Source organism: Streptomyces sp. NPDC024698 (genome assembly GCF_055559015.1).
In genome coordinates, this window is sequence record NZ_JBVHLK010000016.1 from 146170 (window position 1) to 173008 (window position 26839).

21 protein-coding genes are annotated in these 26839 nt (G+C 70.8%); 15 read left to right on the forward strand and 6 right to left on the reverse strand.

Translation table 11 applies throughout. The annotated features are described in order from the left end of the window. Positions 1-20: 20 nt before the first annotated feature. Positions 21-1652, forward strand: coding sequence for an L-glutamate gamma-semialdehyde dehydrogenase (gene pruA, locus ACZ4AA_RS28615; RefSeq protein ID WP_467609129.1), 1632 nt, complete (start codon positions 21-23; stop codon positions 1650-1652). 176 nt (positions 1653-1828) lie between these two features. Here pruA and ACZ4AA_RS28620 read toward each other — a convergent pair whose 3' ends face one another. Continuing rightward, positions 1829-2698, reverse strand: coding sequence for an alpha/beta fold hydrolase (locus tag ACZ4AA_RS28620; protein ID WP_467609131.1), 870 nt, complete (start codon positions 2696-2698; stop codon positions 1829-1831). Positions 2699-2834: 136 nt separating this feature from the next. Between ACZ4AA_RS28620 and ACZ4AA_RS28625 the strand changes: the two genes are divergently transcribed. Together ACZ4AA_RS28625 and ACZ4AA_RS28630 are read left to right on the forward strand one after the other, a co-directional pair. After that, complete coding sequence (locus ACZ4AA_RS28625) at positions 2835-3377, forward strand: GNAT family N-acetyltransferase (RefSeq protein ID WP_467609133.1); 543 nt, start codon at positions 2835-2837, stop codon at positions 3375-3377. Between the two features lie 269 nt (positions 3378-3646). Continuing rightward, positions 3647-3778, forward strand: a complete 132-nt coding sequence (locus tag ACZ4AA_RS28630; RefSeq protein ID WP_103550476.1) for a hypothetical protein — start codon at positions 3647-3649, stop codon at positions 3776-3778. Between the two features lie 51 nt (positions 3779-3829). Here the strand turns inward: ACZ4AA_RS28630 and ACZ4AA_RS28635 are convergent, their stop codons facing one another. After that, positions 3830-5431, reverse strand: a complete 1602-nt coding sequence (locus tag ACZ4AA_RS28635) for a purple acid phosphatase family protein (protein ID WP_467609135.1) — start codon at positions 5429-5431, stop codon at positions 3830-3832. A 142-nt stretch (positions 5432-5573) separates the two neighbouring features. On the opposite strand from ACZ4AA_RS28635, the gene ACZ4AA_RS28640 reads away from it, so the two are divergent. The 4 genes from ACZ4AA_RS28640 (at position 5574) to ACZ4AA_RS28655 (ending at position 10561) form a co-directional block, all read left to right on the forward strand. Continuing rightward, entirely contained in the window at positions 5574-6617 is a 1044-nt protein-coding gene (locus ACZ4AA_RS28640) for a 3-isopropylmalate dehydrogenase (RefSeq protein ID WP_467609137.1), read from the forward strand. 265 nt (positions 6618-6882) lie between these two features. Continuing rightward, the gene (locus tag ACZ4AA_RS28645; RefSeq protein ID WP_467609139.1) at positions 6883-7971 is read left to right on the forward strand and encodes a branched-chain amino acid aminotransferase; all 1089 of its coding nucleotides are present in this window, start codon (positions 6883-6885) and stop codon (positions 7969-7971) included. Between the two features lie 155 nt (positions 7972-8126). Continuing rightward, a complete protein-coding gene (locus ACZ4AA_RS28650; RefSeq protein WP_467609141.1) occupies positions 8127-9197 on the forward strand; it encodes a hypothetical protein in 1071 nt (356 codons plus the stop codon). Positions 9198-9334: 137 nt separating this feature from the next. Beyond that, positions 9335-10561, forward strand: coding sequence for a KamA family radical SAM protein (locus tag ACZ4AA_RS28655; RefSeq protein WP_467609170.1), 1227 nt, complete (start codon positions 9335-9337; stop codon positions 10559-10561). Here ACZ4AA_RS28655 and ACZ4AA_RS28660 read toward each other — a convergent pair. Next, positions 10508-11941 carry a cytosine permease gene (locus ACZ4AA_RS28660; protein ID WP_467609143.1) on the reverse strand — a complete coding sequence of 478 codons (1434 nt, stop codon included), beginning with the start codon at positions 11939-11941 and terminating at the stop codon, positions 10508-10510. The genes ACZ4AA_RS28655 and ACZ4AA_RS28660 overlap by 54 nt on opposite strands. 165 nt (positions 11942-12106) lie before the next feature. On the opposite strand from ACZ4AA_RS28660, the gene ureA reads away from it, so the two are divergent. From ureA to cimA, 5 genes are all read left to right on the forward strand, one after another. Beyond that, positions 12107-12811: an urease subunit gamma gene (ureA, locus tag ACZ4AA_RS28665; protein ID WP_467609145.1), complete on the forward strand. Its 705-nt coding sequence runs from the start codon at positions 12107-12109 to the stop codon at positions 12809-12811. After that, positions 12808-14517, forward strand: a complete 1710-nt coding sequence (locus ACZ4AA_RS28670) for an urease subunit alpha (protein WP_467609147.1) — start codon at positions 12808-12810, stop codon at positions 14515-14517. The genes ureA and ACZ4AA_RS28670 overlap by 4 nt, the downstream gene beginning before the upstream one ends. Before the next feature lie 26 nt (positions 14518-14543). After that, a complete protein-coding gene (locus tag ACZ4AA_RS28675) occupies positions 14544-15581 on the forward strand; it encodes an agmatine deiminase family protein (RefSeq protein ID WP_467609149.1) in 1038 nt (345 codons plus the stop codon). Between the two features lie 15 nt (positions 15582-15596). Beyond that, on the forward strand, positions 15597-16187 hold the full coding sequence (locus tag ACZ4AA_RS28680; RefSeq protein ID WP_467609151.1) for a TetR/AcrR family transcriptional regulator: 591 nt from the start codon (positions 15597-15599) through the stop codon (positions 16185-16187). 329 nt (positions 16188-16516) lie between these two features. Beyond that, the gene (cimA, locus tag ACZ4AA_RS28685) at positions 16517-18121 is read left to right on the forward strand and encodes a citramalate synthase (RefSeq protein ID WP_467609153.1); all 1605 of its coding nucleotides are present in this window, start codon (positions 16517-16519) and stop codon (positions 18119-18121) included. Between the two features lie 90 nt (positions 18122-18211). On the opposite strand, the gene ACZ4AA_RS28690 is transcribed toward cimA, so the two are convergent. After that, on the reverse strand, positions 18212-20098 hold the full coding sequence (locus ACZ4AA_RS28690) for a lectin (RefSeq protein WP_467609155.1): 1887 nt from the start codon (positions 20096-20098) through the stop codon (positions 18212-18214). A 300-nt stretch (positions 20099-20398) separates the two neighbouring features. Here ACZ4AA_RS28690 and ACZ4AA_RS28695 point away from each other — a divergent pair, with 300 nt between their 5' ends. Continuing rightward, a complete protein-coding gene (locus ACZ4AA_RS28695; protein WP_467609157.1) occupies positions 20399-23440 on the forward strand; it encodes a glycoside hydrolase family 3 protein in 3042 nt (1013 codons plus the stop codon). 69 nt (positions 23441-23509) lie between these two features. Here ACZ4AA_RS28695 and ACZ4AA_RS28700 read toward each other — a convergent pair whose 3' ends face one another. Next, on the reverse strand, positions 23510-23761 hold the full coding sequence (locus tag ACZ4AA_RS28700) for a hypothetical protein (RefSeq protein WP_467609159.1): 252 nt from the start codon (positions 23759-23761) through the stop codon (positions 23510-23512). A 267-nt stretch (positions 23762-24028) separates the two neighbouring features. Here ACZ4AA_RS28700 and ACZ4AA_RS28705 point away from each other — a divergent pair, with 267 nt between their 5' ends. Beyond that, positions 24029-25390 carry a hypothetical protein gene (locus tag ACZ4AA_RS28705; RefSeq protein WP_467609161.1) on the forward strand — a complete coding sequence of 454 codons (1362 nt, stop codon included), beginning with the start codon at positions 24029-24031 and terminating at the stop codon, positions 25388-25390. Between the two features lie 152 nt (positions 25391-25542). Here ACZ4AA_RS28705 and ACZ4AA_RS28710 read toward each other — a convergent pair whose 3' ends face one another. Then, entirely contained in the window at positions 25543-26166 is a 624-nt protein-coding gene (locus ACZ4AA_RS28710) for a YceI family protein (RefSeq protein ID WP_467609163.1), read from the reverse strand. Between the two features lie 396 nt (positions 26167-26562). On the opposite strand from ACZ4AA_RS28710, the gene ACZ4AA_RS28715 reads away from it, so the two are divergent. Beyond that, positions 26563-26839: carboxyl transferase domain-containing protein (locus ACZ4AA_RS28715; RefSeq protein WP_467609165.1), on the forward strand; the 277-nt coding region annotated here is incomplete at its 3' end.

The window sequence follows — 26839 nt, forward strand, 5'->3', positions numbered from 1 at the left end:
CTCAAGGAGTTACGGAAAAAATGGACGCTGTGACCCAGGTCCCCACCCCCGTCAACGAGCCGGTGCACGGCTACGCGCCCGGCTCGCCCGAGCGCGCCCGCCTGGAGGCCAAGCTCAAGGAGCTGGCCGAGAACCCGATCGACCTGCCGATGACGATCGGCGGCGAGCGGCGCATGGGCGGCGGCGACCGTTTCGACGTCGTGCAGCCGCACAACCACAAGGCGCGCATCGGCACCTACGCCAACGCCACGCAGGCGGACGCCCAGGACGCCGTGGACGCGGCCCTCGCCGCCGCCCCCGCCTGGCGCGCGATGGCCTTCGACGACCGCGCCGCGATCATCCTGCGCGCCGCCGAGCTGCTGGCCGGTCCCTGGCGCGAGACGCTGGCCGCCTCCACCATGCTCGGCCAGTCGAAGACCGCCCAGCAGGCCGAGATCGACACCCCCTGCGAGCTCGTCGACTTCTGGCGCTTCAACGTCCACTACGCCCGCCAGATCCTCGCCGAGCAGCCCCCGGCGAACTCCCCGGGCGTGTGGAACCGCATGGACCACCGCCCGCTGGAGGGCTTCGTCTACGCGATCACGCCCTTCAACTTCACCGCGATCGCGGGCAACCTGCCCACCGCTCCGGCGCTCATGGGCAACGTCGTCGTGTGGAAGCCGTCCCCGACGCAGACCCACGCCGCCGTGCTGCTGATGCAGCTCCTGGAGGAGGCGGGCCTGCCCAAGGGCGTCATCAACCTCGTCACCGGTGACGGCATCGAGGTCTCCAAGGTCGCCCTGGAGCACCGCGACCTCGCCGGCATCCACTTCACCGGCTCGACCAAGACCTTCCAGTACCTGTGGAAGACGGTCGGCAACAACATCGAGAAGTACCGCTCCTACCCGCGTCTGGTCGGCGAGACCGGCGGCAAGGACTTCGTCGTCGCCCACCCGTCGGCCGACCGCGCGATCCTCAAGACCGCCCTGACCCGCGGTTCCTTCGAGTACCAGGGCCAGAAGTGCTCGGCGAGCTCCCGTGCCTACGTCCCGGCCTCCATCTGGAACTCCGGTTTCAAGGAGGAGTTCGCGGCCGAGGTCGACGGGCTGACCATGGGTGACGTCACCGACCTGTCGAACTTCATCGGCGCGGTCATCGACGAGCGGTCCTTCGCCAAGAACAAGGCGGCCATCGACCGCGCGAAAGCTGACCCGACCTGCACGATCGTCGCGGGCGGCTCGTACGACGACTCCGTCGGCTACTTCGTGCGCCCGACCGTCGTCGCGTGCTCGGACCCGGAGAACGAGGTCTTCACGACCGAGTACTTCGGCCCCTTCCTCGCCGTGCACGTCTACGAGGACGACAAGTACGACGAGATGCTGACCCAGATGGAGTCGGCGTCCGACTACGCGCTCACCGGCGCGGTCATCTCCGGCGACCGTGCGGCGGCCGCGTACACGATGGACAAGCTCCGCTACGCGGCGGGCAACTTCTACATCAACGACAAGTCGACCGGCGCCGTCGTCGGCCAGCAGCCCTTCGGCGGCGGCCGTGCCTCCGGCACCAACGACAAGGCGGGCGCCCCGCAGAACCTGATGCGCTGGACGCTGACCCGCGCCATCAAGGAGACGCTGGTCCCGCCGACCGACTACGGCTACCCGCACATGGGCTGACAGCCGAACGAGGCCGCCGGCCCCCGGGCCGGCCGCCCGTCACCCACTCCGCCCCCGCCTCACGGTCTCCCCCGTCCGTGGAGCGGGGGCGGTTCCAGTTCCACGGCGCGTGCCGGTGTCCCGTGGCGCGCCCCGTGTCCCGGCGCGCGCCGCCCCTCCCGCACAGGCCGCCCTTCTCACAGATGCCGCCCGAGGAAGTCCCGGATCAGGCCGGCCGCCTGGTGCGCGTGGGTCTCCAGGGCGAAGTGCCCCGTGGGCAGCAGATGGATCTCGGCGTCCGGAAGGTCGCGCCGGAAGGCGAGGGCGCCCTCGGGGACGAAGATCTCGTCGCCCGCGCCCCAGACCGCCAGGAGCGGCACCCCGCTGGTGCGGAAGTACTCCTGGAACGCGGGGTAGAGCGCGAGGTTGGAGCCGTAGTCGGAGATCAGGTCGAGCTGGATCTCCGCCTGTCCCGGACGGGCCATCAGGGCGGCATCGTGCTCGTAGGCGTCGGGGCTGACCAGGGTCGGGTCCGCCACGCCGGTCAGATACTGCCACCGGATCCCGTCCGGGCCGCTGATCGCCCGGACCGGCGCCTCCGTCACGGGGGTGCGCTCCGCGATCAGCGCCAGCACCGGGGCCCAGGCGTCCGCGCCCAGCCCCTCCTCGTACGCGTTGCCGTTCTGCGTGATGATCGCGGTCACCCGCTCGGGGTGCGCGAGCGCCAGCCTGAGTCCGATCGGGGCGCCGTAGTCCTGGATGTAGAGCGCGTACTCCTCGATGCCGAGCCGCTCCGTGAACGCTCCGGTGATTTCGGCCAGCCGGTCGAAGGTGTACCGGAAGGCGGCGGCCGCCGGGGCGTCCGAGCGGCCGAAGCCGAGGTGGTCGGGGGCGATCAGGTGGTAGCGGTCGGCCAGCAGCGGCAGCAGGTCCCGGAACATGTGCGAGCTGGTGGGGAAGCCGTGCAGCAGGAGCAGCACGGGAGCGTCCGCCGGGCCCGCCTCGCGGTAGGCGATCCGGTGACCGTCGACGGTGACGGCGCGGTGGTGGACCGGGTGACTTCCCATGACCGATTCCCCTAACCCCTGAAGTGCTTTTTGGTGGTGAGAACAGTTCAGCACGCTCCCTTGTAACCGGGCAAGTGGATTTCAAAGGTTAGGCCGGAAGGCTGGGATTCCCGGCTCGCGTGTGAATACTGGCCGCATGGCCACCCGACTGCGGATCGCCCACACGGCGGATCTCGAACCCGCCGAACTCCGCGCCGCCCGCACCCTGTTGGAGGACGCCTTCGACGGGGACTTCCGGGACGAGGACTGGGACCACGCGCTCGGCGGACTGCACGTCCTGATCCACGACGGCCGGGGCATCGCGGCGCACGGCTCGGTGATCCAGCGGCGCGTCCTGCACCGCGGCCGCTCGCTGCGGGCCGGATACGTCGAGGCGGTCGGCGTACGTGCCGACGTGCGCCGCGCGGGGCTCGGCGGACGGGTGATGGCCGAGCTGGAACGGATCATCGCGGGCGCGTACGGGCTCGGCGCGCTCTCCGCCAGCGAGGACGGCGCCGCCCTGTACGCGGCGCGGGGCTGGCGGCTCTGGCCGGGCCGGGTCTGTGTGCTCACGCCGGACGGAACCGTCCGCCTCCCCGACGAGGAGGGCACCACCTTCGTGCGTCCCGGCCCCGCCCGGGACCCGCTCGACCCGGCGCACGCGCTGGTCTTCGACTGGCGCGAGGGTGACGTGCTCTGAGTGAAGTCCCAGGTCGCGGCCGTGTGAGCCAGTCCACCGTCTCAGATAGTAGGAAGTCCGAGTAATTGTGGAGACAGATGCGCGGTCCTCGCCTAGCTTGGTAGGAGCCGAACGTCTCGCTCGACCAAGCGAATGGCGGTCGTGAGCCGGAGCCCTTGGCAGGCAACCCCTGCGGCACCGCTCCCCGCCCCTTCCGGCGTCTCGTAAATCCCTCATCGCACTTCCGGCCGCCCGTTCGGGTGCCACCGGAGGCAAGGAGTCGATTCATCATGGCCGAGACGACCGTCCGCCGAGTCCGTCACCTCTCGCGCACGAGCAGTGAGTCCGACCGCAAGAACGCCGCCGCCGCGCTCCAGCGCGCCCTCGACCGCAGGGACAACGGCGGAGCGACGGGCCACTGAGGCCCGCCGCCCCGGTACCGGGAGCCGCGCCCGTGGAGGTGCGGCGCGGGGTCACGCTCCGCGCCGCACCTCGAAGTGGTCGATGCGCTCACCGCTCTGGGCCAGCGCCGACACCTTGAGCACGGGGGAGGGGCCCGCCTGCGCCTCCACCGAGAGGAAGGAGAAGCCGGTGTACCGCACCCTGGACCACTCCACGGTGTCCGGCTTCTGCTGCTTCGACTTCGTCCAGTGGAATGTCTCGACCGCCTCGCGGTGCGTGACCCTGCCCTCGTAACTGTCCTTGACCCCGGCGGGGAATCGGTAGAGGCTCTTGCCCGCGCCGCCCGCCGTGACGTAGACGATCCCGTCCCGGGTCGGATCGGTCGAGGCGCCCACGGGCACCTGCCTGCCCACCGTGCCGCCCTTGATGGCGTCGGTGCGCTCGTACACATGGTTGTGTCCGTTGATCACCAGGTCCACCTGGTGCTTGGCGAACAGCGGCACCCAGGCGTCGCGCACCCCTCCGTCGGAGGCGTGCGTCGAGGTCGAGTAGGCGCAGTGGTGGAAGAAGACGACCACGAAGTCCACCCGGCTGCGCAGTTCCCCGAGCCGCTTGTCGAGCCAGGCCGTCTGCCGGCCCCGCGAGTAGCCCTTGTTGGCGGGGATCTCGTACGACACGTCGTTGGCGTCCAGCGCGACGACGCCGACGTTGCCGTACACGAACGAGTAGGCGCCCGGCGCGTTGCGGGGGTCGAAGCCGTTGCCGGGGAGCGTCCAGCGGGCCGACTGGCCGCCGTAGCCGTTCGGCGAGTACCAGGCCTCCATGTCGTGGTTGCCGGTCGTCACCATCCACGGCACGGTCCTCGCGACCGTCTCGGTCTGCCTCAGGAACAGGTCCCAGGCGGCCGGGTCGTAGATGTCCGACTGCCGGCCGAGTCCGACCCCGTCCGCGTAGCAGATGTCGCCCGCGTGCAGATGGAAGGCGGGTCCGCGGCCGAGGAGCACCTTGTCGTTGGCGAGCGCGTCGGGGGTGACGCCCTGGTCGCCGAAGGCCGTGAACACGAACGTCCCGGGGTGCGCGGGCGCGGTGCGGAAGTGGCCGATCGTGGAGTGCCGCTCCTTGCTCGCGGGATCGAAGCCCTCGTGACCGACGCCGTAGTAGTACGTCGTCCCGGGGCGCAGCCCGTCGAGCGCCGCGTGCAGGTAGTACTGCTCCAGGGGCGCCCGCTGGCCGGTGACGCCCGGGGTGTGCAGCGGGCGGACCTCGGCCTCGATCCTCCGGCTCAGCGTCCAGGGTGTCGGGCCCACCCGGATGTAGGGCCGCCTGACCGCGAACGGCACTTGCCAGGAGACCCGCATCTGGGTCTTGGGGTCGGCGCCGAAGGCGAGGTGGCGGCCGAACGGGGTGACGGCGGAGCCGGACACCTCGCGGGTGGCCGGGTTCGCCGAGGAGCCGGGCGCCGTCCGGGACGGCGCCCGGGTGCCCCGGGCGCAGCCGGCCAGCAGGCCGCCGCCCGCGAAGGCGCTCGCCGCGACGAGCGCCCGGCGCCGCGTGGGTCGCGTCCTCAGGTACTCGTACTGCTCCGCCATGCTCATGTCGCGTGCGAGCTCGTACGGGATACCGACATCGGGGACGGGACGCTCGGGGGAGGCCCCGGTGGAGGGAGCGGTCATGTCTGGAAAGTTCCCACCTCACGCCAACGGCGTTCATACCTACGGGTGAACGTGTGTCGAAGCATGGACGTGCCGCGACACCATCGTGTCCGCATGGCGGACGTCGTGTGTCATTCCATGGGACAGGGAGTACGGTGCCGTCATGTCTCGCAGCATCGATCTCGCAGTGATCCCCGGTGACGGCATCGGCCAGGAAGTCGTGGCCCAGGGGCTCAAAGTCCTCTCCGCCGTCCTCCCGCAGGACGTGAAACTGGAGACCGAGGAGTTCGACTTCGGCGCCCGGCGCTACCACGCCACCGGTGAGACCCTCACCGACGCCGACCTCGACGCCCTGAAGGGGCACGACGCCATCCTGCTCGGCGCGATCGGCGACCCCTCGGTCCCGTCCGGTGTCCTGGAGCGCGGCTTCCTGCTCAAGCTCCGCTTCGCGTTCGACCACCACGTCAACCTGCGTCCCTCGAAGCTCCTGCCCGGCGTCGCCACCCCGCTCGCCGGCCAGCCCGAGATCGACTTCGTCGTGGTCCGCGAGGGCACCGAGGGCCCGTACACCGGCAACGGCGGCACCATCCGCAAGGGCACCGTGCACGAGGTGGCCACCGAGGTCTCCGTCAACACGGCCTTCGGTGTCGAGCGGGTCGTCCGTGACGCCTTCGCCCGCGCGCAGGCCCGCCCGCGCAAGAAGCTGACGCTGGTCCACAAGAACAACGTGCTCACCTTCGCGGGGCACCTGTGGACGAACGTCTTCAACAAGGTGGCCGAGGAGTTCCCCGAGGTCACCACCGACTACATCCACGTGGACGCGGCGACGATCTTCCTCGTCACCCAGCCCGAGCGCTTCGACGTGATCGTCACCGACAACCTCTTCGGCGACATCATCACCGACCTCGCCGCGGCCGTCTCCGGAGGCATCGGGGTCGCCGCCTCGGGCAACATCAACCCCAGCGGCGAGTTCCCCTCGATGTTCGAGCCCGTGCACGGCTCGGCGCCCGACATCGCGGGCCAGGGCAAGGCCGACCCCAGTGCCACCGTGCTGTCCGTCGCCCTGCTCCTGCGCCACCTCGGCTACGAGGCCGAGGCCGCCCGGATCGAGGAGGCCGTCTCCGCCGACCTCGCCGAGCGCGTCGGCAAGCCCGCTCGCAGCACCGAGGAGATCGGCGACGCGCTCGCCCTGCGCGTAGCCGGCTGACCCGGCGCACCACCTACGTTCCGTAGCAGCCGCCGGGTCGCATCAGCGCCCGGCGGCTTTCGCCGTTCCGCCGCCGGGTGCCACCATCAGTCCCCTGGGTCACCCCCGGGCCGTATTCCCATCGTTTCGTCCACGGCCCTCCGCGCGCGATAATCGAGGCGGAGCCGCGGAACGAGGGAATGCTCGGACGTCCTAGCACTGGCCACGGACGGTCCGGGTGCGAGTGCGGCCCGTCACATACAACCGGTGAAGGACAAAACCACTCATGACGCAGCCCACGATCGAGCTCAAGCCCTCCGCCAGTCCGCTCGCCTCCGCCGAGCGCGAGGCGATCCTGACCAACCCGGGGTTCGGCCGCCACTTCACCGACCACATGGTGACCGTCAAGTGGACCGAGGGTCGCGGCTGGCACGACGGCCAGCTCGTTCCGTACGGACCGCTCTCCCTCGACCCGGCGAACATGACCCTGCACTACGCGCAGGAGATCTTCGAGGGCCTCAAGGCCTACCGCCGGCCCGACGGCTCCGTCGCGACCTTCCGTCCCGACAAGAACGCCAAGCGCTTCCAGGCCTCCGCCCGCCGGCTCGGCATGCCCGAGCTGCCCGTGGAGACCTTCATCGAGGCCTGTGACGCGCTGGTCCGCCAGGACCGCGACTGGGTGCCCGCCCACGGTGGCGAGGAGTCCCTGTACCTGCGCCCCTTCATGATCGCGACCGAGGTCGGCCTCGGCGTGAAGCCCGCGAACGAATACCTCTTCCTCGTCATCGCCTCGCCCGCCGGCGCCTACTTCGCGGGCGGCGTGAAGCCGGTGTCGATCTGGCTCTCCGAGGACCGTGTCCGCGCCGTCCCCGGCGGCATGGGCGACGCGAAGACGGGCGGCAACTACGCCGCCTCCCTCCTCGCGCAGAAGGAGGCCGCCGCCAAGGGCTGCGACCAGGTCTGCTACCTCGACGCGGTCGAGCACAAGTGGATCGAGGAACTCGGCGGCATGAACCTGTACTTCGTGTACGGCGACCGGATCGTCACCCCGTCCCTCACCGGCTCCATCCTGGAGGGCGTCACCCGTGACTCCCTGCTGACCGTCGCCCGCGACCTCGGCTACACCGCCGAGGAGGGCCGCGTCTCCATCGACCAGTGGCAGACCGACGCCGAGAACGGCACCCTCACCGAGGTGTTCGCCTGCGGCACCGCCGCCGTCATCACCCCCGTCGGCACGGTCAAGCGCGACGGCACCGAGTGGCTCCAGTCCGGCGGCGAGCCCGGCAAGGTCACCCTCCGCCTCCGCGAGGCCCTGCTCGACATCCAGCGCGGCATCACCGAGGACACCCATGGCTGGATGCACCCGCTGGGCTGATCCCGCACTCCTCCCCGCCGGTCCTCGCAGCCCCAACAGGCTTGCGGGGACCGGCTGTTCGTTCGACGCGTAGGGCCCCGGCGGCACGGGTATCCACACAGTCCACGGGGGAGCGTGTCCTCCGGTGCGCCCGCACGGCCACGGAGGGAGCGCAGGTGAGCGCAAGGTCGCCGCTGTCACGGCCGCGCTGGCTGCTGCGCACCCTGCGCACGCCGCGCCGTCCCCAGAGCCTCACCGCCCTCGGTCTGCTCGCCGCCGTCGCCGCGCTGCTGCTCTGGAGCGCCCGGCGCATGGACAGTTACGGGGAGAACCTCGCCCTGAATCTCGGCACGGACATCGTCGGCGTCGTCGTCACCGTGTTCGTGATCGGCCCGTTGATCAGCCGCGCCCAGGAGGGCCGGGTCCGCGAGCACACCCGGCTGGACTACGAATGGTTCAGCGCCCAGGTCTACGGCGCGACCTCGAACGTCAAGGTCCTCGACACCTTCTCCAGCGTGTTCGGCCCGCAGTTCTCCGAGCGGCTCTTCCGCGGCGTCAAGGCGGCCACCGCGCACGGCGCCCGCGTACAGATCCTGCTCCTGGACCCGGACTCCCTGGCGGTCATCCTGCGCGGCCGTGAACTGGGTGAGCAGAGCGCCGACATCCGCCGCGACATCATGCGCAACCTGCGCACCCTGGACCGCTTCGCGCACCGGCTCGACGAGGACTGCCGCCACCTGCTCGAAGTGCGCCTGTGTTCCACGTCCCCCGGGGTGACCCTGTACCGCTGGGACGACCGCTCCCTCGTCTCCTTCCTCACCGTCGGCCGTCTCTCCGGCGAGGGCGTCCAGCTCGAAGTGGCCGTCCGCTCCCCGCTCGGCACGTTCGTCGAGCAGAGGTTCGACGAACTGTGGCAGCAGGGCAAACCCATGGAGCGGTTCACCCGTCTGCCGGTGACCCTGGTCGACGCGACCGACGGCCGCAGGGCGTTCAGCTGCCGTTTCGTCTACGCGGACGACGCCCTGTATGTCGCGGGGCACGACCTCGTGTCGTACATGGCACGCCACCGGCTGGACCAACTGTCGGCGCACAGCGATGCCTTGAGCGCCCCCGGCGCACACGAACTCGTCGTGGTCGACGACGAAAGCGAGCTGCACGCCTTACTCCTCCAGCACTTCACCGAGAAGTACGATGCCTCGTCGACCGCCTTCGTCGAATTGAGGCCGCAGGCTCTCATCACGGAATAACGGAACAGAGGCCCCGGTCACCCATGTGCTCAGCGCTCCACCCGGCTCCGCACGCGAGCACGGGCTCACCCGGCACGAGCCCCCGTTTTCGGGCCTTCACCTCGCGTGACCTCGACGGCCTGCTCCGGCGCGTGGCGATGTCGCCCGACGAACGGCTCGCCCTGCGGGCCGTCGCGGCCGTCCTTCCCTTCCGGACGAACAGCTATGTGATCGAGGAACTGATCGACTGGGCGGCCGTGCCCGACGACCCGATCTTCCGGCTGACGTTCCCGCAGGCCGAGATGCTGCCCGAGCCCGACCTCAAGCAGATGGCGGACCTGCTCCGCCACGAGGCCCCGAAGGCCGAGGTGCTGCGCGCGGCCCACGAGATCCGGATGAAGCTCAACCCGCACCCCTCGGGTCAGCTCGACGCCAACGTCCCCGTGCACGAGGGCGTCCGCCTGACCGGTCTCCAGCACAAGTACCCGGAGACGGTGCTGGTCTTCCCGCGCCAGGGCCAGACCTGCCACGCCTACTGCACGTACTGCTTCCGCTGGCCCCAGTTCGTCGGCGAGTCCGACCTGCGCATCGCCACCGACGACATCGCCGCCACCTCGGCCTATCTGCGCGCCCACCCGGAGGTCACGAGCACGCTCATCACGGGCGGCGACCCGATGGTGATGAGCACGGAGGTGCTGCGCCGGTACGTCGAACCGCTCCTGGAGATCGACACCGTCCGCTCGATCCGCCTCGGCACCAAGTCGCTCGCCTTCTGGCCGTACCGCTTCCTCACCGACCGCGACGCGGACGATCTGCTGAGGCTGCTGGAGAAGGTGGTCGCGAGCGGCCGGAACCTCGCCCTGATGGCCCACTTCACGCATCACCAGGAGCTGCGGCCCCCGGCCGTGCGCGCGGCGATGCGCCGGGTGCGTGACACGGGAGCCGTGATCCGCTGCCAGGGTCCCCTGGTCAGGGGGATCAACGACAGCGCGGACGTCTGGGCCGAGCTGTGGAACGAGACGACCGCGCTGGGGGCGGTGCCCTACTACCAGTTCGTCGAGCGGGACACCGGCCCGCAGGGCTACTTCGGGGTGCCTCTGGCCCGTTGCCACCAGATCTTCCGCGACGCCTACGCCCAGGTGTCCGGCCTCGCGCGGACCGTGCGCGGCCCGGTCATGTCGGCGATGCCGGGCAAGGTCTGCCTGGACGGGACGGCGGAGGTCGCGGGCGAGAAGGTCTTCGTGCTGCATCTCATCCAGGCCCGCGATCCGGACCTGGTGGGGCGCCCGTTCTTCGCCGCCTACGACGAGCGCGCCACCTGGTTCAGCGACCTAGAGCCGGCTTTCGGCGAAAGCCGGTTCCTGCCGGGGCTCGACGGCGGGTGACGGCGTCCCGGCCGTGAGGGCCAGGTAGACGAGGCCGCCGACCAGGCCGGACAGGATGAAGCTGCAATCCACCCCGCCCGTCAGGGACAGCAGCGGGCCCTCGTAGGACGGCAGGGACACGGCCAGGAGGCCGACGAAGGCGCCCAGTACCCAGGCCGCCGTGGCCTGGACGTTCCAGCCCGCCCGGTACCAGTAGACGCCGCCGCGGGAGCGGCGGTTGAAGACCTGGAGGGCGTCGGCGTCGTAGTTCCCGCGGCAGCGGACGAAGCCGATCAGGGTGATGACCGCCCACGGGGTGCCGATCGCGGTCAGCAGCAGGACGAAGGATGTCATCGCCGACTGGGCGTTCCAGGCGTAGTGGCCGAGGAACACGCAGAGCATGGCGACGACGGCGACCGCGCAGGTGGCACGGGCGCGCGAGGCGCGGGGCAGGATCGCGTCGAGGTCGAGGCCCATCGAGTAGAGCATCAGACCGGCGTTGCCGACCGAGCCCGCGGAGGCGGCCAGCAGCAGCGGGACCAGGTACCAGCCGGGGGAGGCGGACACCAGCGGGCCCGCGTAGTCGAGGGCCGCGCGGGCCCCGTAGGCGGTGAAGGTGCCGAAGAGCTGGGGGACCAGCAGACCGGCGATCAGGCCGAGCCAGGTGCCGTGCAGGACCGTGCGGGAGGAGTGGCGCTCGGGCGAGATGTAGCGGGTGTAGTCGCCGAGCAGCGTGATGAACGCGATCGGGCCCGACAGACCGGCCGCGACCGCCGCCAGCAGCCAGGTGGGCCAGAACGAACCGAGCAGATAGCCGCCGGCCTCCGGGAGCGCCGCGGTGGTGAAGTGCGGGGCGTACGCGAACACGCCGACCACCAGCAGCGCCGACATGCCGATCGCCAGGGCGCGGGACATCGTGAGCAGCACCCGGTAGCCGTAGACGGCGCCCGCGACGGTGGCCGCGGCCAGCACTGCGTACACCACGGCGTACGAGACCCCGTTCGCCGGGAGGCCGAAGAGGCGGCCGAGCACGCCGATCATCACGTCGCCGCCGATCCACACGGTCAGCGCGGTGTAGCCGAGCGCCAGCAGCAGGCCGACGATCGAGCCGACCAGCCGTCCGCGCACGCCGAACTGCGCGCCGGAGGAGGTGGAGAGGTTGGTGCCGGTGCGCAGGGAGACCAGCGCCAGCGGCGCGGTGAGCGCCGTTCCGACCACCGTGCCTGCCACGATCGAGCTGACCGAGGACCACCAGTCGAGCCCGAACGAGGGCGGCAGCCAGCCGAAGATGATCACCCCGAGGCAGAGGTTGGAACCGAGCAGGATCGACACGAGGTCACGCGGCCCACTGGTGCGTTCCTCGTCGGGGATCATGTCGACTCCGCGCTGTTCGATCGGCATGGCTGGGTCTCCTTTGACGGCCGCCTGGCGTGGCGCGGAAAGCGCCGCGAGTTAGAGCGACGCTCAATGTGGTGCCTTGGATGCTGCTACGTCAATGTTTCCCTTCCATGAATCCGGCGTTTAGAGTGATGCTCTAAACGGAGGAAGGCGAGGAGGTGTCGCGGCGTGAGACTGACCCCCACGGAACGTGACCGACTGCTGCTGTTCTCGGCCGCCGAGCTGGCCCGGGCCCGCAGGGCGCGCGGCCTCAGGCTCAACGTGCCGGAGGCCACCGCGCTGATCGCGGACACCGTCTGCGAGGTCGCCCGCGACGGCGGACGCCTCGCCGAGGCGGTCGAGGCGGCCCGCTCCGTCCTCGGCCCCGACGACGTCCTGCCCGGCGTCGCGGACATCGTCACCGAGGTGCACGTCGAGGCCGTCTTCGACGACGGCTCGCGCCTCGCGGTCGTCACCGCCCCGATCGGCGGCGGACTCGGCGACCGGGCCCCGGGCGCGCTGCTGCCGGGCCCGGAGCACACCGAACCCGAGGCCGTCGTCCGCCTGTCCGTGACCAACACGGCCGGCGTCCCCGTCTCGGTCACCTCCCACTTCCACTTCTTCGAGGCCAACCCGCGGCTCGACTTCGACCGCGCGGCCGCCTACGGCATGCGGCTGGCCGTGCCCGCCGGCTCCTCCGTCCGCTTCGGCCCGGGGGAGAGCGCCGAGGTGGGCCTGCTGCCTATCGGCGGAGCGCGCGTCGCCATCGGCTTCGCCGGCCTCGTCGACGGACCGCTGGACGCGCCGGGAGCCAGGGAAGAGGCCCTGCGCCGGGCCGCCGCCTGCGGATACCTCGGCGTCCCCGACACCCGCGAGCAGGAGGCCGAGCGATGAGCCGTCCCGGAGGCCACCCCGCCGAGGCCCGCCGCCTCACCCCCTACGAGTACGCCGCCACCCACGGCCCCCGCGCCGGTGACCGGATCAGGCTCGGCGACTCGGGGCTCACCGTCCGCGTCGAGTCCGACGCGCAGCTCCCGGGGGACGAGTTCCTCGCCGGATTCGGCAAGACCGCCCGCGACGGACTGCACCTCAAGGCCGCCGCCGTACGGGACACCTGCGACGTCGTCATCAGCAACGTCGTGGTGATCGACGCCGTCCAGGGCATCCGGAAGGTGTCCATCGGCATCCGCGAGGGCCGTATCTGCTCGATCGGACGGGCCGGCAACCCCGACACCCTCGACGGCGTCGACGTCGTCGTCGGCACCGGCACGTCCATCGTCTCCGGAGAGGGCCTGATCGCCACCGCCGGAGCCGTCGACACCCATGTCCATCTGCTCTCGCCGCGCATCATGGAGGCCTCGCTCGCCTCCGGCGTCACCACGATCATCGGCCAGGAGTTCGGGCCCGTGTGGGGCGTCGGCGTCAACTCGCCCTGGGCGCTGCGTCACGCGTTCAGCGCCTTCGACGCCTGGCCGGTCAACATCGGCTTCCTGGGCCGGGGTTCGTCCTCCCACGACGCTCCGCTGATCGAGGCACTCGCCGAGGGCGGCGCGAGCGGCTTCAAGGTCCACGAGGACATGGGCGCCCACACCCGCGCCCTCGACACCGCGCTGCGCGTCGCCGAGGACCACGACGTCCAAGTGGCCCTGCACAGCGACGGGTTGAACGAGTGCCTGTCCGTCGAGGACACCCTCAAGGTGCTCGAAGGCCGCACCATCCATGCCTTCCACATCGAGGGCTGCGGCGGCGGACACGTCCCGAACGTGCTGAAGATGGCGGGCGTCCCGAACGTCATCGGGTCCTCCACCAACCCGACCCTGCCCTTCGGCCGGGACGCCGTCGCCGAGCACTACGGCATGATCGTCTCCGTCCACGACCTCAAGACCGACCTGCCCGGCGACGCCGCCATGGCCCGCGACCGCATCCGCGCCGGGACCATGGGCGCCGAGGACGTCCTGCACGACCTGGGCGCCATCGGCATCACCTCCTCGGACGCCCAGGGCATGGGCCGCGCCGGCGAGACCGTCCGCCGCACCTTCGCCATGGCCGGGAAGATGAAGGCCCAGTTCGGCGCCCCCGAGGACCACGACAACGAACGCGTCCTGCGCTACATGGCCAAACTGACCATCAACCCGGCCATCGCGCATGGCCTTTCGCACGAGGTCGGCTCCATCGAGACCGGCAAGCTCGCCGACATCGTGCTGTGGCGCCCCGAGTACTTCGGCGCCAAACCGCAACTCGTCCTGAAGTCCGGCTTCCCCGCCTACGGAGTCGTCGGCGACCCCAACGCCGCCACCGACACCTGTGAACCCCTCGTCCTCGGACCGCAGTTCGGGGCGCACGGCGCGACACCCGCCGAGATCTCCGTGGCCTTCGTCGCCCAGGCCGCCCTCGACCAGGGCAACGACACCATGCCGACCCGCCGCCGCCGCGTCGCGGTCCGCGGCACCCGCGGCATCGGCCCCGCCGACCTGCGCCTCAACTCCCGTACCGGAGCGGTCGACGTGGACGGGCGCACCGGCCTGGTCACCCTCGACGGCGAACCGCTGCGCTCCGAGCCCGCCGACTCGGTCTCCCTCAACCGCCTGTACTTCCTCTGATGGACACAGCCTCTAAGGAACACCCCATGTCTGCTGCCGCCGACGGCTTCCGCATGCCCGCCGAGTGGACCCCGCACGAGCGCACCTGGATGGCGTGGCCGGGCCCCAACCCCACCTTCGACAGCCCCGAGGACCTCGCCGCCTCCCGCGCCGCCTGGGCGGAGGTGGCCCGCGCGGTCCGCCGCTTCGAACCGGTCACGGTCGTGTGCGGCCCCGGCCAGTCCGCGCCGGCCGCCGAACTCCTCGGCCCCGGCGTCGACCTCGTCGAGCGGGAACTCGACGACGCCTGGATGCGGGACATCGGCCCCACCTTCCTCACCGACGGCCAGGGCGGACTCGCCGCCGTGGACTGGACGTTCAACGGCTGGGGCGCCCAGGACTGGGCCCGCTGGGAACATGACTCCAAGATCGGCGCCGAGGTCGCGGACCTGGCCGGGGCGAAGACGTACGCCTCCCGGCTGGTCAACGAGGGCGGCGCCATCCACGTCGACGGCGAGGGCACCGTGCTGCTCACCGAGACCGTGCAGCTCGGCCCCGAGCGCAACCCCGGCTGGACCCGCGAGCAGGTCGAGGCGGAGATCCACGCCCAGCTCGGCACCGAGAAGGCCATCTGGCTGCCGCGCGGCCTGACCGGCGACTACCCCCCGTACGGCTTCGGCACCCTCGGGCACGTCGACATCGTCGCCGCGTTCGCCCGGCCCGGCGTGATCGTCGCCCACTCCCAGCAGGACCCCGCGCACCCCGACCACGAGGTCAGCCGGGAGGTCATCGGGCTGCTCAGGGCCCAGACCGACGCGCGCGGCCGTGCCATCGAGGTCGTCGAGGTCCCCGCCCCGACCGTCCTGGAGGCCGACGGCCACTGGGCCGACTACTCCTACATCAACCACTACCTCTGCAACGACGGCGTCGTCCTGTGCGGCTTCGACGACCCGCGCGACGAGACCGCGGCGGACATCTTCCGCCGGCTGTTCCCCGAGCGGACCGTGACGCTGGTGGACGCACGTACGATCTTCGCGGGCGGCGGTGGCATCCACTGCATCACCCAGCAGCAGCCGAAGGTCTGACAACGGGAGTCACGGATGGCCGGTGCGCGGAAGAACGCGCCACCGCGCGAGGAGGTCCTCGCCGCCGCCATGGAGATGATCGCCGAACGCGGTCTTGAGCAACTCACCATGGCGGCGCTCGGCCGTGAGGTCGGCATGAGCAGCGGCCATCTCCTGTACTACTTCCGCTCCAAGGACGAGCTGCTGCTGCGCACCCTGGAGTGGAGCGAGGGCCGCCTCGGCGCCGAGCGCGGCCGGCTGCTCGCCGCGCGCGGAACCGCCCGCGAGCGCCTGGACGCCTACGTCGACCTGTACGTGCCCGACGGCCACCGGGACCCGCACTGGACCCTGTGGCTCGAGGTCTGGAACCACTCCCAGAACGCGGACGACGACGCCCGGGAACGCCAGGTGGCCATCGAGGGCGCCTGGCACCGCGACCTCGTCGCCCTGCTCGCCGAGGGCGTCTCGCGCGGCGAGTTCCGGCCCGTCGACGCGGACCGCTTCGGCGCCCGGCTGCGCGCCCTGCTGGACGGCTTCTCCATCCATGTGGCGATCGGCCTGCGCGGTACCAGCCGCGAACAGGTCCTCTCCCATGTGCGGGAGTTCCTCGACGCGTCCCTGAGCTGAACGCCGCACGGACGCGCCGGTCATGTAGCCCAGTGCTCGCATCCTGAGACACCGTGTGATCACGAGGGCGGTATGTGCCACACTGCCCTCGTGCTCTCGTTCGCCACGATTATTGGCAGCAGGCGCGCCGGTCCGCAGTGACCGCCACGTACGACCACGTACGGGCGGACACCGTCGTTCTCGACCCGCGCGCAGACCTCTCGCACCCGCGAGGGGTTTTTCGCATTTCTGGCCCACCTTCAGCCGGGAGCGCAGCGCGAGGGATCATTGGGGGACGGTGGAGCCGGTCATTCCGGTAGACCGAGATTCAATACAGGAGCCTTGAGACCATGACGGAAACCAGCGAAGTCGACGATTCCTTCCACGTCTTCGACACGACGCTGCGCGACGGCGCGCAGCGCGAGGGCATCAACCTCACCGTGGCGGACAAGCTGGCCATCGCACGGCACCTGGACGACTTCGGGGTGGGCTTCATCGAGGGCGGCTGGCCCGGCGCCAACCCCCGCGACACCGAGTTCTTCGCCCGCGCCGCCCAGGAGATCGACTTCCGGCACGCCCAGCTCGTGGCCTTCGGGGCGACCCGCAGGGCCGGCGGCAAGGCCGCGGAGGACCCCCAGGTCAAGGCCCTCCTGGACTCCGGTGCCCCGGTGATCACGCTGGTCGCCAAGGCGCACGACCGGCATGTGGAGCTGGCGCTGCGCACCACGCTGGGGGAGAACCTGGAGATGGTCCGCGACACCGTCTCTCACCTGGTGGCGCAGGGGCGCAGGGTGTTCGTGGACTGCGAGCACTTCTTCGACGGCTACCGCGCGAACCCCGCCTACGCGAAGTCCGTGGTGCGGGCCGCGCACGAGGCCGGCGCCGCCGTGGTGGTCCTGTGCGACACCAACGGCGGCATGCTCCCGGCGCAGGTCCAGGCCGTGGTCTCCACCGTCCTCGCGGACACCGGCGCCCGTCTCGGCATCCACGCCCAGGACGACACCGGCTGCGCGGTCGCCAACACCCTGGCCGCCGTCGACGCCGGCGCCACGCACGTCCAGTGCACCGCCAACGGCTACGGCGAACGCGTCGGCAACGCCAACCTCTTCCCCGTGGTCGCCGCGCTGGAGCTCAAGTACGGCAAGAAGGTGCTCCCCGAGGGCGCGCTGCGGGAGATGACCCGGATCTCGCACGCGATCGCCGAGGTCGTCAACCTCACCCCCTCCACCCATCAGCCGTACGTGGGAGTGTCGGCGTTCGCGCACAAGGCGGGCCTGCACGCCTCCGCGATCAAGGTCGACCCCGACCTGTACCAGCACATCGACCCCGAGCAGGTCGGCAACACCATGCGGATGCTCGTCTCCGACATGGCCGGCCGCGCTTCCATCGAGCTCAAGGGCAAGGAACTCGGCGTCGACCTCGGCGACGACCGCGAACTCATCGGCCGGGTCGTGGAGCGCGTCAAGGAACGCGAGCTCAAGGGCTACACCTACGAAGCCGCCGACGCCTCCTTCGAACTCCTGCTCCGCGAGGAGGCCGAGGGCCGCAGACGCAGCTACTTCGAGGTCGAGTCCTGGCGGGCCATCGTCGAGGACCGCCCCGACGGCAGCCACGCCAACGAGGCCACGGTCAAGCTCTTCGCCAAGGGCGAGCGCATCGTCGCCACCGCCGAGGGCAACGGCCCCGTCAACGCCCTCGACCGCGCCCTGCGCGTGGCCCTGGAGACGCTGTACCCGCAGCTGGCCAAGCTGGAGCTGGTCGACTACAAGGTCCGCATCCTGGAGGGCAAGCACGGCACGCAGTCCACGACCCGGGTCCTGATCTCCACGTCCGACGGCACGGGGGAGTGGTCCACGGTCGGCGTGGCGGAGAACGTCATCGCCGCGTCCTGGCAGGCCCTGGAGGACGCGTACACCTACGGACTGCTGCGGGCCGGGGTCGAACCCGCCGCGTAGACCCGCCCCGAAAGCCGGAGGGCGCGCGAACGGCACCCTCCGGCTTTCACCGCGTTCACCGCGTCCCGGCTCCTTCGCGGTGCCGGGCGGCTACCGGAGCTGCCACTTCTGGTTGGCGGCCCCCGTGCACGACCAGATCTGCGCCCGCGCCCCGTTCGCCGACGAGTTGCCCGTCACGTCGAGGCATCGGTTCGCCGCGGTGTTGACCACGTCACCCGTCAAAGAGTTGTACGACCACTGCTGGGCGCCCGACCCGTTGCAGTCGTAGAGCTGGACCGCGGCGCCGTCGGACGTCGAGCCCGAGGCGACGTCGAGGCACTTCCCGAGCGCGCGCACCGAACCGTCGGCGCCCACGGTCCAGGACTGCGCGGCGGTGCCGTTGCAGTCGTAGAGCTGCACCGCCGTGCCGTTGGCACTGGAACCGCCCGCCACGTCGAGGCACTTGCCGGCCAGCCCGACGAAGGCGCCCGACCGGCTGCCCCCGCCCGACTGGGTGCCGGACCAGGTGAAGGTCGCCGAGGTCTTGCCCGGCAGTGAGTAAGTGGCGTGCTGGGAACCCCAGTTGATCGTCACCGTCCTGGCGGCCGACGCCTCGTTGTAGGCGATCAGGGCCTTGCCGCCGTCCGGGTTGCGCCAGGCGACGTTCGGGACGGCCGACGAGGCGGTGGAGGCGATCCGCTGGGCCCCGGGCCGGACGAACTTCGTCAGATGGCCCATCGTGTAGTACTCGACCGTGTAGTCGACGGTCCCGCTCGCCCCGTCGCCGTCGTGCACGGTGATCAGGCCGGTGCAGGTGCCGCAACCGCCGTTGTGCGGGCCCTTGTTCTGGTCCACGGCGAGCGACCACTTGGTCACCGACTTCGCCCAGTTGCGGGTGTAGTCGACGATGTTCAGCATGTCCTCGCGCTGCTGATCGGCGATCCAGGTGCCGCCGGAGTGCTCGGTCCCGAAGGCGTCGAGACCCGGGTACTGGTTGTGCACGCTCGTCTGCTTCGTGACGTCACCGCCGTACCCGTGCCAGGCGATCCCGCCGAAGTTGGGGTTCGAGCGGACCGCCGCGTCGTCGACGGTCTGGGCGGCGTAGGAGTCGTACACGTCCCAGTTCCAGTCGTGCGCCAGCACCTTCGTCGACAGACCGGAGGCGTTGAGCCTCGGCAGCAGCTCGCTCTTCGTGAAGTAGGCGAGCCCCGAGGCGTTCCAGCTCATCGAGGGATACCCCGAGCAGCAGGTCGGCTCGTTCTGGGCGGTGACGTACGAGACGGGGACGCCCTGGTCCCGGTACGCCTGGAGGTACTTCACGAAGTACGCGGCGTACGCGCCGTAGTCCTCCGCCTTCAGCCAGCCGCCGTTCAGCGACCCGCTGTCCTTCATCCAGGCCGGTGCCGTCCACGGCGAGGCCATCACCGTCAGGGAGGGGTTGAGCTGGAGCGCCTGCCTGGTCAGCGGGACCACGTCGGCGAGGTCGTGCGCGATGGAGAACCGCGCCAGGTCCGGGTCGCTCTGCCCGGCCGGCAGGTCGTCGTAGGAGTAGCCGTAGCGCGCGAGGTCCGAGGCGCCCATCGGGTTGCGCAGGAAGGACAGTCCGATGCCGTCGGTGGGGGAGAAGAGCTTGCGCATCGTCGCGTCACGCGTGCTCTGCGACAGGGCTCCGCTGCTGTTCATCAGCCATGCGGCGGTGTCCGTGAACGACGCGCCGCCGCCGGTGAAGGTCTGGTACCGGGTGTTCTCGTCGACGGTGATGTTCTCACCGCCGCCGCCGCTGCCCGACTGGAAGGCGAACGGCGCCTGGGCCTGAAGCCCGCGCACGACATGGCGTCCGCCGGCGTCGTCCGTCGTCGTCAGATAGGCGGTGACCTGTTCACCCGCGGCATGCGCGGGCGCGGCCGCCGTGAATCCCGCGGTGACGAGCAGCCCGGCAACGATCGTCCGAACCGCCCGGGTGGATCCCCTGCTGGATCCCCTGCTGGATCTCCTCATGGAGCGCCGCCCTTCTCGAGGTGGGGGTGGGAGGCGTGCGAGGCGTGAGTAAATGACGGGTTCGGGGGCGCGTCAAGGGGTTGCGCGTTCAGATTCTGAAGGAACAACTGCTCTGATCAGGACGGGAGTTGAGTGTGTACCGGTTCTGGCGTGAAGTCTTGACGACGTGCCGGGGCGCCAGTTAACTCACGCCGTGATCTAAGCCGTGAGAGCGGCGTCCGAAGGAGCAGGGAACGGAACGAGCACGCCATCGTCAGGAAGCACGTCGCCAGAACAACGTGAGAGTCGAGGGGAACCCCATTGACCGGGCTCGATCGGAATTCCGCACGAAGAACCGCTCTGCTGGCCGGTGCCGCGCTGGTCGCCGCACTGCTTCCTCTCGCCTCGGCGGGACCGTCGGCGGCGGGTGAGCCGGCGCCCGTCTCGGTCGACCGCTTCGAGGGCGAGGTGCCCTTCGCGAGCCAGCCCGCCGAGGGCCTCTTCACCTGGGGCGGCGACAGCGACGACCCGCCGAAGCTCGCCCTGACCGCGCGGTCCGACGCGCCCGAGGGGACGAAGGTCCTCACCGGCGACTACGACATCAGCGGCTACGGCGGCTTCACCCACGACTTCGCGGCCGGCCGGCCGGCCCACGACTGGTCGGCGCACCAGGGCATCCGCTTCTGGTGGGACGGCCGGAACACCGCCAAGAAGATCTCCTTCGAGATCAAGGACGGCGGCGCCGACGGCGAGGCCTCCGAGCTGTGGACGACCTCCTTCACGGACGACTTCACCGGCTGGAAGCAGATCGAGATCCCCTTCACGGACTTCGTCTACCGCACGGACTACCAGCCCGTCGGCGGGATCGACCACGTCCTCGGCCTGACCCAGATGTGGGGCTACGCCCTCACCCTCCCGGTCGGCGTCCACGGGCAGTTCGCCATGGACGACGTCGAGCTGTACGGCAAGGCCGATCAGACCCTGCGGGCCTCCGTCACCACCGACGCCTCCGTCTACCCGGTACGGGAGGGCGGCACGGCCGCCGTGAAGGTCTCCGTCGCCACCACCGGCTTCACCCCGATCGACGAGCCGGTGACCGTCGCCTATGAGAGCGCGGGCGGCAGCGCCGAGCCGGGCAAGGACTACGCGCCGGTCAAGGGCGAGATCACCTTCCCGGCGGGCACGACGTCCGGCACGAGCCGCACCGTCACGGTCAGGACCCTGCGCGACAAGTCCGCCGAGGCGGCCGAGACGATCCCGCTCAAGCTCACGGTGACGGGCGCCAAAGCCCCCGCGGAGAGCCCGCAGGTCGTCATCGACGCCCACGGGCTGCCGTATCTGGACCCGAAGCTGCCGGTGAAGAAGCGGGTCGCCGATCTCGTCTCCCGGATGTCCCTTGAGGAGAAGACCGGGCAGATGACCCAGGCCGAGCGCGGCGCGGTCGGCGCGGGCGGCGACATCGCCTCCTACGACCTGGGATCACTGCTCTCCGGCGGCGGCTCCACGCCGACCCCCAACACCGCGGCCGCCTGGGCGCAGATGATCGACGCCTTCCAACTGCGGGCGCAGGCGACCCGGTTCCAGATCCCGCTGATCTACGGCGTGGACGCGGTGCACGGCCACAACAACCTCGTCGGCGCGACGATCATGCCGCACAACATCGGGATCGGCGCCACCCGTGATCCGCGACTGGCCGAGCGGGCGGGCGCGGTGACCGCCTCCGAGGTCCGCGCCACCGGCGTCCCCTGGGACTTCGCGCCCTGCCTGTGCGTGACCCGCGACGAACGCTGGGGCCGCTCCTACGAGTCCTTCGGCGAGGACCCGGCGCTCGTCAAGTCCATGGAGACGATCATCCAGGGTCTCCAGGGCGCGCGCAGCGGCAAGGACCTGAAGGACGACGACAAGGTCCTCGCCACCGCCAAGCACTTCGCCGGCGACGGCGGCACCGGGTACGGCACGTCCACGACGGGTTCGTACGTCCTCGACCAGGGCGTCACCACGGTCACGCGGCAGCAGCTGGAAGCCGTGCACCTGGCACCGTTCCGGACGGCGGTCGACCGGGGTGTCGGCTCGGTCATGCCGTCCTACTCCTCGCTCGACATCATCGGCGACGGCCGGGGCCCGGTGAAGATGCACGCCCGCGCCGACATGATCAACGGTGTGCTCAAGGGCCGGATGGGCTTCGACGGCTTCGTGATCAGCGACTGGAACGCCATCGACCAGCTCCCCGGCGACTACGCCTCGCAGGTTCGCACCTCGGTCAACGCGGGCGTGGACATGATGATGGTGCCGTACACGTACAAGGACTTCCGGACGACGCTCATCGACGAGGTGAAGGCCGGCCGCGTCAGCGAGCGGCGGATCGACGACGCCGTGTCGCGCATCCTCACCCGGAAGTTCGAGCTGGGCCTCTTCGAGAAGCCCTACGCGGACACGAGCGGCGCCTCGCGGATCGGCTCGGCCGGTCACCGGGCCGTGGCGCGGCAGGCGGCGGCCGAGTCGCAGGTCCTGCTGAAGAACGCGGGCGGCGTACTGCCGCTGCGCAAGTCCCAGAAGGTGTACGTCGCCGGTTCGAACGCCGACGACCTCGGCAACCAGACCGGCGGCTGGACCGTCACCTGGCAGGGCTCGTCCGGCGCCATCACCAAGGGCACGACGATCCTCCAGGGGATGCGCGACGCCGGCGGTCACGTCACCTACTCCAAGGACGCCTCGGCGCCGACCGCCGGATACGACGTCGGTGTGGTCGTCGTCGGCGAGACCCCCTACGCGGAGGGCTTCGGCGATGTCGGCAACGGCAACGACCTGGAGCTGACCGCGGCCGACAAGGCCGCCGTCGACAAGGTCTGCGCGGCCATGAAGTGCGCGGTGCTGATCGTCTCGGGCCGCCCGCAGCTGATCGGCGACCGGCTGGGCTCCGTCGACTCCCTGGTGGCCTCGTGGCTGCCGGGCACCGAGGGCGACGGGGTCGCTGACGTCCTCTACGGGAAGCGCGCCTTCACCGGGCAGCTGCCGGTCACCTGGCCGAAGTCGGAGGCCCAGGTGCCGATCAACGTCGGTGACACCTCCTACGACCCGCAGTTCCCGTACGGATGGGGCCTGACGACGCTGACGAAGGTCCCCGTGGGCGGCACCGCCGCGCTGCGGGAGCTCGCCCGGGCGGCCTCGGCGGCGGAGCGGCGCGGCAACGACGCGGCGGGACGCGCGGCCGTGACGAAGGCCCGCCTGCTCGTCCAGGGGAGGATCGGCTCGGCGGTCACCGCGGCGAACGCGGGTCCCTTCGCGGACGCGGACCATCTGCTGCTGACCGGCCACTACGGAGAGGCGGTGGCGAAGCTGGCCCAGGCGTACCGCGCTGCATGAGGGAGAACGCGCAGGGAGGGCCGGGGCCGCACAGCGGTCCCGGCCCTCCCGTGTTCCCGGCCCCGTGTCCTACGGCGCGGGCGGCGTCACCGGCACGGCGCTCCTCGGTTCCCTGGTGAGCTTGCGGGCCTGGAGGGCCTTGACCACGGTGTGGACGCGGATCACGGAGAACACGAGCATCGCGAGGCCGAGGAACGCGCCGAAGGCGGATCCGTCCCGGGCCGCCGCGTAGAAGAGGAAGCCGCTGAAGGGGAAGCCGACGGCGATGAGCAGCGGCTCGCGCACCCAGAAGGGGAGTACGCGAAGGATGAGTCCGATCATCCGGTCACTTCAGCAGGTTCATGCCATCCACTGCTGTGACGGAGGCCACAGTTCCGGAAGGTGGAACCGAATCGTTCCGTGACGAGGGTCCGACGCCGGTCCAGGTCCGGACCCGGGCCGGTCCGAGGCCGGGTCCGGCGTCAGGGGGTCCATGGCGTGCGCGACGGCCGACGCCCCCCGCGGCCGAGGTGCCGGACCGGCTCCCGCACGGTTGGTGAGCCGCAGTTCCGATGTCCTGTTTCGCTCTGGTTCGGGTAGCTTCAAGGCATGAGGGCCGCACACACCCGAGGACGTCCAGGCCTGTTGGTCGCACTGATGCTCGCGGCCCTGGCGATGGTGTGGATCCCGGCACCCCGGGCCCACGCCGCCACCGATGTCTCCACCGTCGCGGCGGCCCTGCGCAAGGGTCCCGTCTATGTGGACCCGGCCGCCTCGGGACAGCTCTCGGCGTCGCAGGCGGACGCCCTCACCACCAAGATCGAGAAGGCGGACCGGCCGGTCTTCGTCGCCGTGCTCCCCGCTGGCTTCCCCACCGAGAACCTCTTCCGAGACCTGCGCACCGCCACCGGGATCACCGGCCTCTACGCGATCAGGCTCGGCGACCGTTTCGACGCCCGCGCCGACTCCGCGGTGATGTCCCGCTCGGCCGTGCGGAACCTCGTCACCAGCGTCCAGGGCGTCTCGGACGTGAACACCCAGCTGAACGAGTTCACCGACCGCGCGCTCGCGAACATCCACGGTTCGGCCCCCGAGAGCTGGGGCGGCAGCATGGACAGCAGCGACGTCCCGACGGGGGCGCTGATCGCGGTCGGCGCGGTGGCCGTCCTCGGCGGCGCCGGCGCGTACGCGGTCGTACGCCGCAACCGCCGCCGCGAGCGGGAGGAGCAGAGGGCCGCGCTCGACCGGCTCCGCGTGGTCGTCGACGAGGACATCACCGCCTTCGGTGAGGAGCTGGACCGGCTGGACTTCCACCCGGCGGAGGCCGGCGCCGACGACACGATGCGCGCGGACTACGAACGCGCGCTGGACGCCTACGAACAGGCGAAGTCCTTCATGGCCAAGGCCGAGCGGCCCGAGGACGTACGCGGTGTCACCCAGTCCCTGGAGGAGGGCCGCTTCTCCCTCGCCGTGCTCGCCGCGCGCCGCGAGGGCCGTCCGGTCCCCGAGCGCCGCGCGCCCTGCTTCTTCGACCCCCGGCACGGTCCCTCCGTCGCCGACACGGCCTGGACACCTGCCGGGGGCGCGCCGCGCGAGGTCCCGGTCTGCAAGGCGGACTGGATGCGTCTCGCGGGCGGTGAGGAACCGGCGGTCCGCGAGGTCGAGACGGACGGCGGCCGCCGCCCGTACTGGGACGCGGGCCCGGCGTACGGTCCCTGGGCGGGCGGCTATTTCGGCGGCGGGGTGCTGCCGGGCCTGCTCGTCGGGACCGTGCTCGGCAGCATGATGGCGAGCCCCGGGTACGGTGCCGCGTACGGCAGCGGCTACGGCGACTTCGGCGGCGGCTACGACGGAGGCGATGTCTCCGGCGCCGATTTCGACCAGGGTGACTTCGGCGGCGGCTTCGGCGACGGCGGGGGCGGCGACTTCGGCGGAGGCGGCGGGGGCGGCGACTTCGGCGGAGGCTTCTGAGACGTCCGCGTGCGGCCTGTGCGAGGTGCCGGACACGGCCTGAGGAGAGTGCCTACGAGGTCCGCGCGACACGGCGGCGCCGGGCGCCCCCGTGAGGGGAGCCCGGCGCCGGAGAACAGCGTGCGGCGGTGCGGGGGCCGTCGGCCCGGGGCTCAGCCGGCGTTCTTGATCGCCGAGATGTCGAAGTTCAGCTTGATCTTGTCGGCGACGAGGACGCCGCCGGTCTCCAGGGCCGCGTTCCAGGTGAGGCCCCAATCGGAGCGAAGGATCTCGGCCTTGCCCTCGAAGCCCACGCGCTCGTTGCCGAACGGGTCCTTCGCGGAGCCGTTGAACTCCAGGTCGATGCTGATCTGTCGGGTGGTGCCGAGGATCTCCAGGTCGCCGGTGATCCGGTAGTCGTCACCGCCGAGGGCCTCCGCCTTGACGGAACGGAAGGTCATCGCCGGGAACTCGTCGGTCTTGAAGAAGTCGGCGCTCTTGAGGTGACCGTCGCGGTCGGCGGAGCCGGTGTCGATGCTGTCCATCGTGATGTCGAGGGAGGCCGTGGACCGGGACGGGTCGCCGCCGTCCAGGTGGAGCGTGCCCTCGAAGTCCTTGAACGAGCCCTTGACGTTGGTGACCATCGCGTGCCGGGCGACGAAGCCGATCGTCGAGTGGGCCGGGTCGATGGTGTAGTCGCCGGTCAGTGCGGCCAGGTCCGGGTTCACGGTGCCGGTCGTCGCGGTGGCCGTCGCGGCGGCGGAGGTCTCGGTGGTCTTGCGGCCGAAGATGCCCATCAGATGCTCCTTGGGGGACGGGCCGCGGTTCAGGGGAGAGCCACGGCGACGTTCTGTTGAATGTTCAACGAGGTCAACACGGGCAACCGTAGACCTATTCCGTTCAACTTTCAACATCATCCGGAAAGTGCTTGAGTCGCGACGCTCGGTCACCTCGAAAGGGCGCGGCCAGCCGAACGGGGGTGCGCGTCACCCCGGTGACGGCATGTGCCGCTCATGAATGTCGGATGGCACTCGGCCGAACGGTTTGTGTGATCCCCACAAGCCCGAACCCCTCCGGGCAGTCGGATCGCCTGCATGTGATGGTGGTTCTGTTCAGGGGCACCAGGAAAACGGTCCGAGGACTGTGCAGAGTCGACGGGCCTCTTTCCTTGGTGGACTTCGTATGGTCACTACATGACCGTTTTGGACGAGGCCGACACCGCGAGCACCACGATCCCCACAGGCGAGCCGACGGACGCGCGTGGCCGTGTGGCGGAACTGCACGCCATCCGTGCGGAGGCCTTGCGGGGTCCCAGCGAGAAGGCGACCGAGGCGCAGCACGCCAAGGGCAAGCTGACGGCGCGGGAGCGGATCGAGCTGCTGCTCGACGCGGGCTCGTTCCAGGAGGTCGAGCAGCTGCGCCGGCATCGGGCGACCGGTTTCGGTCTGGAGGCGAAGAAGCCGTACACCG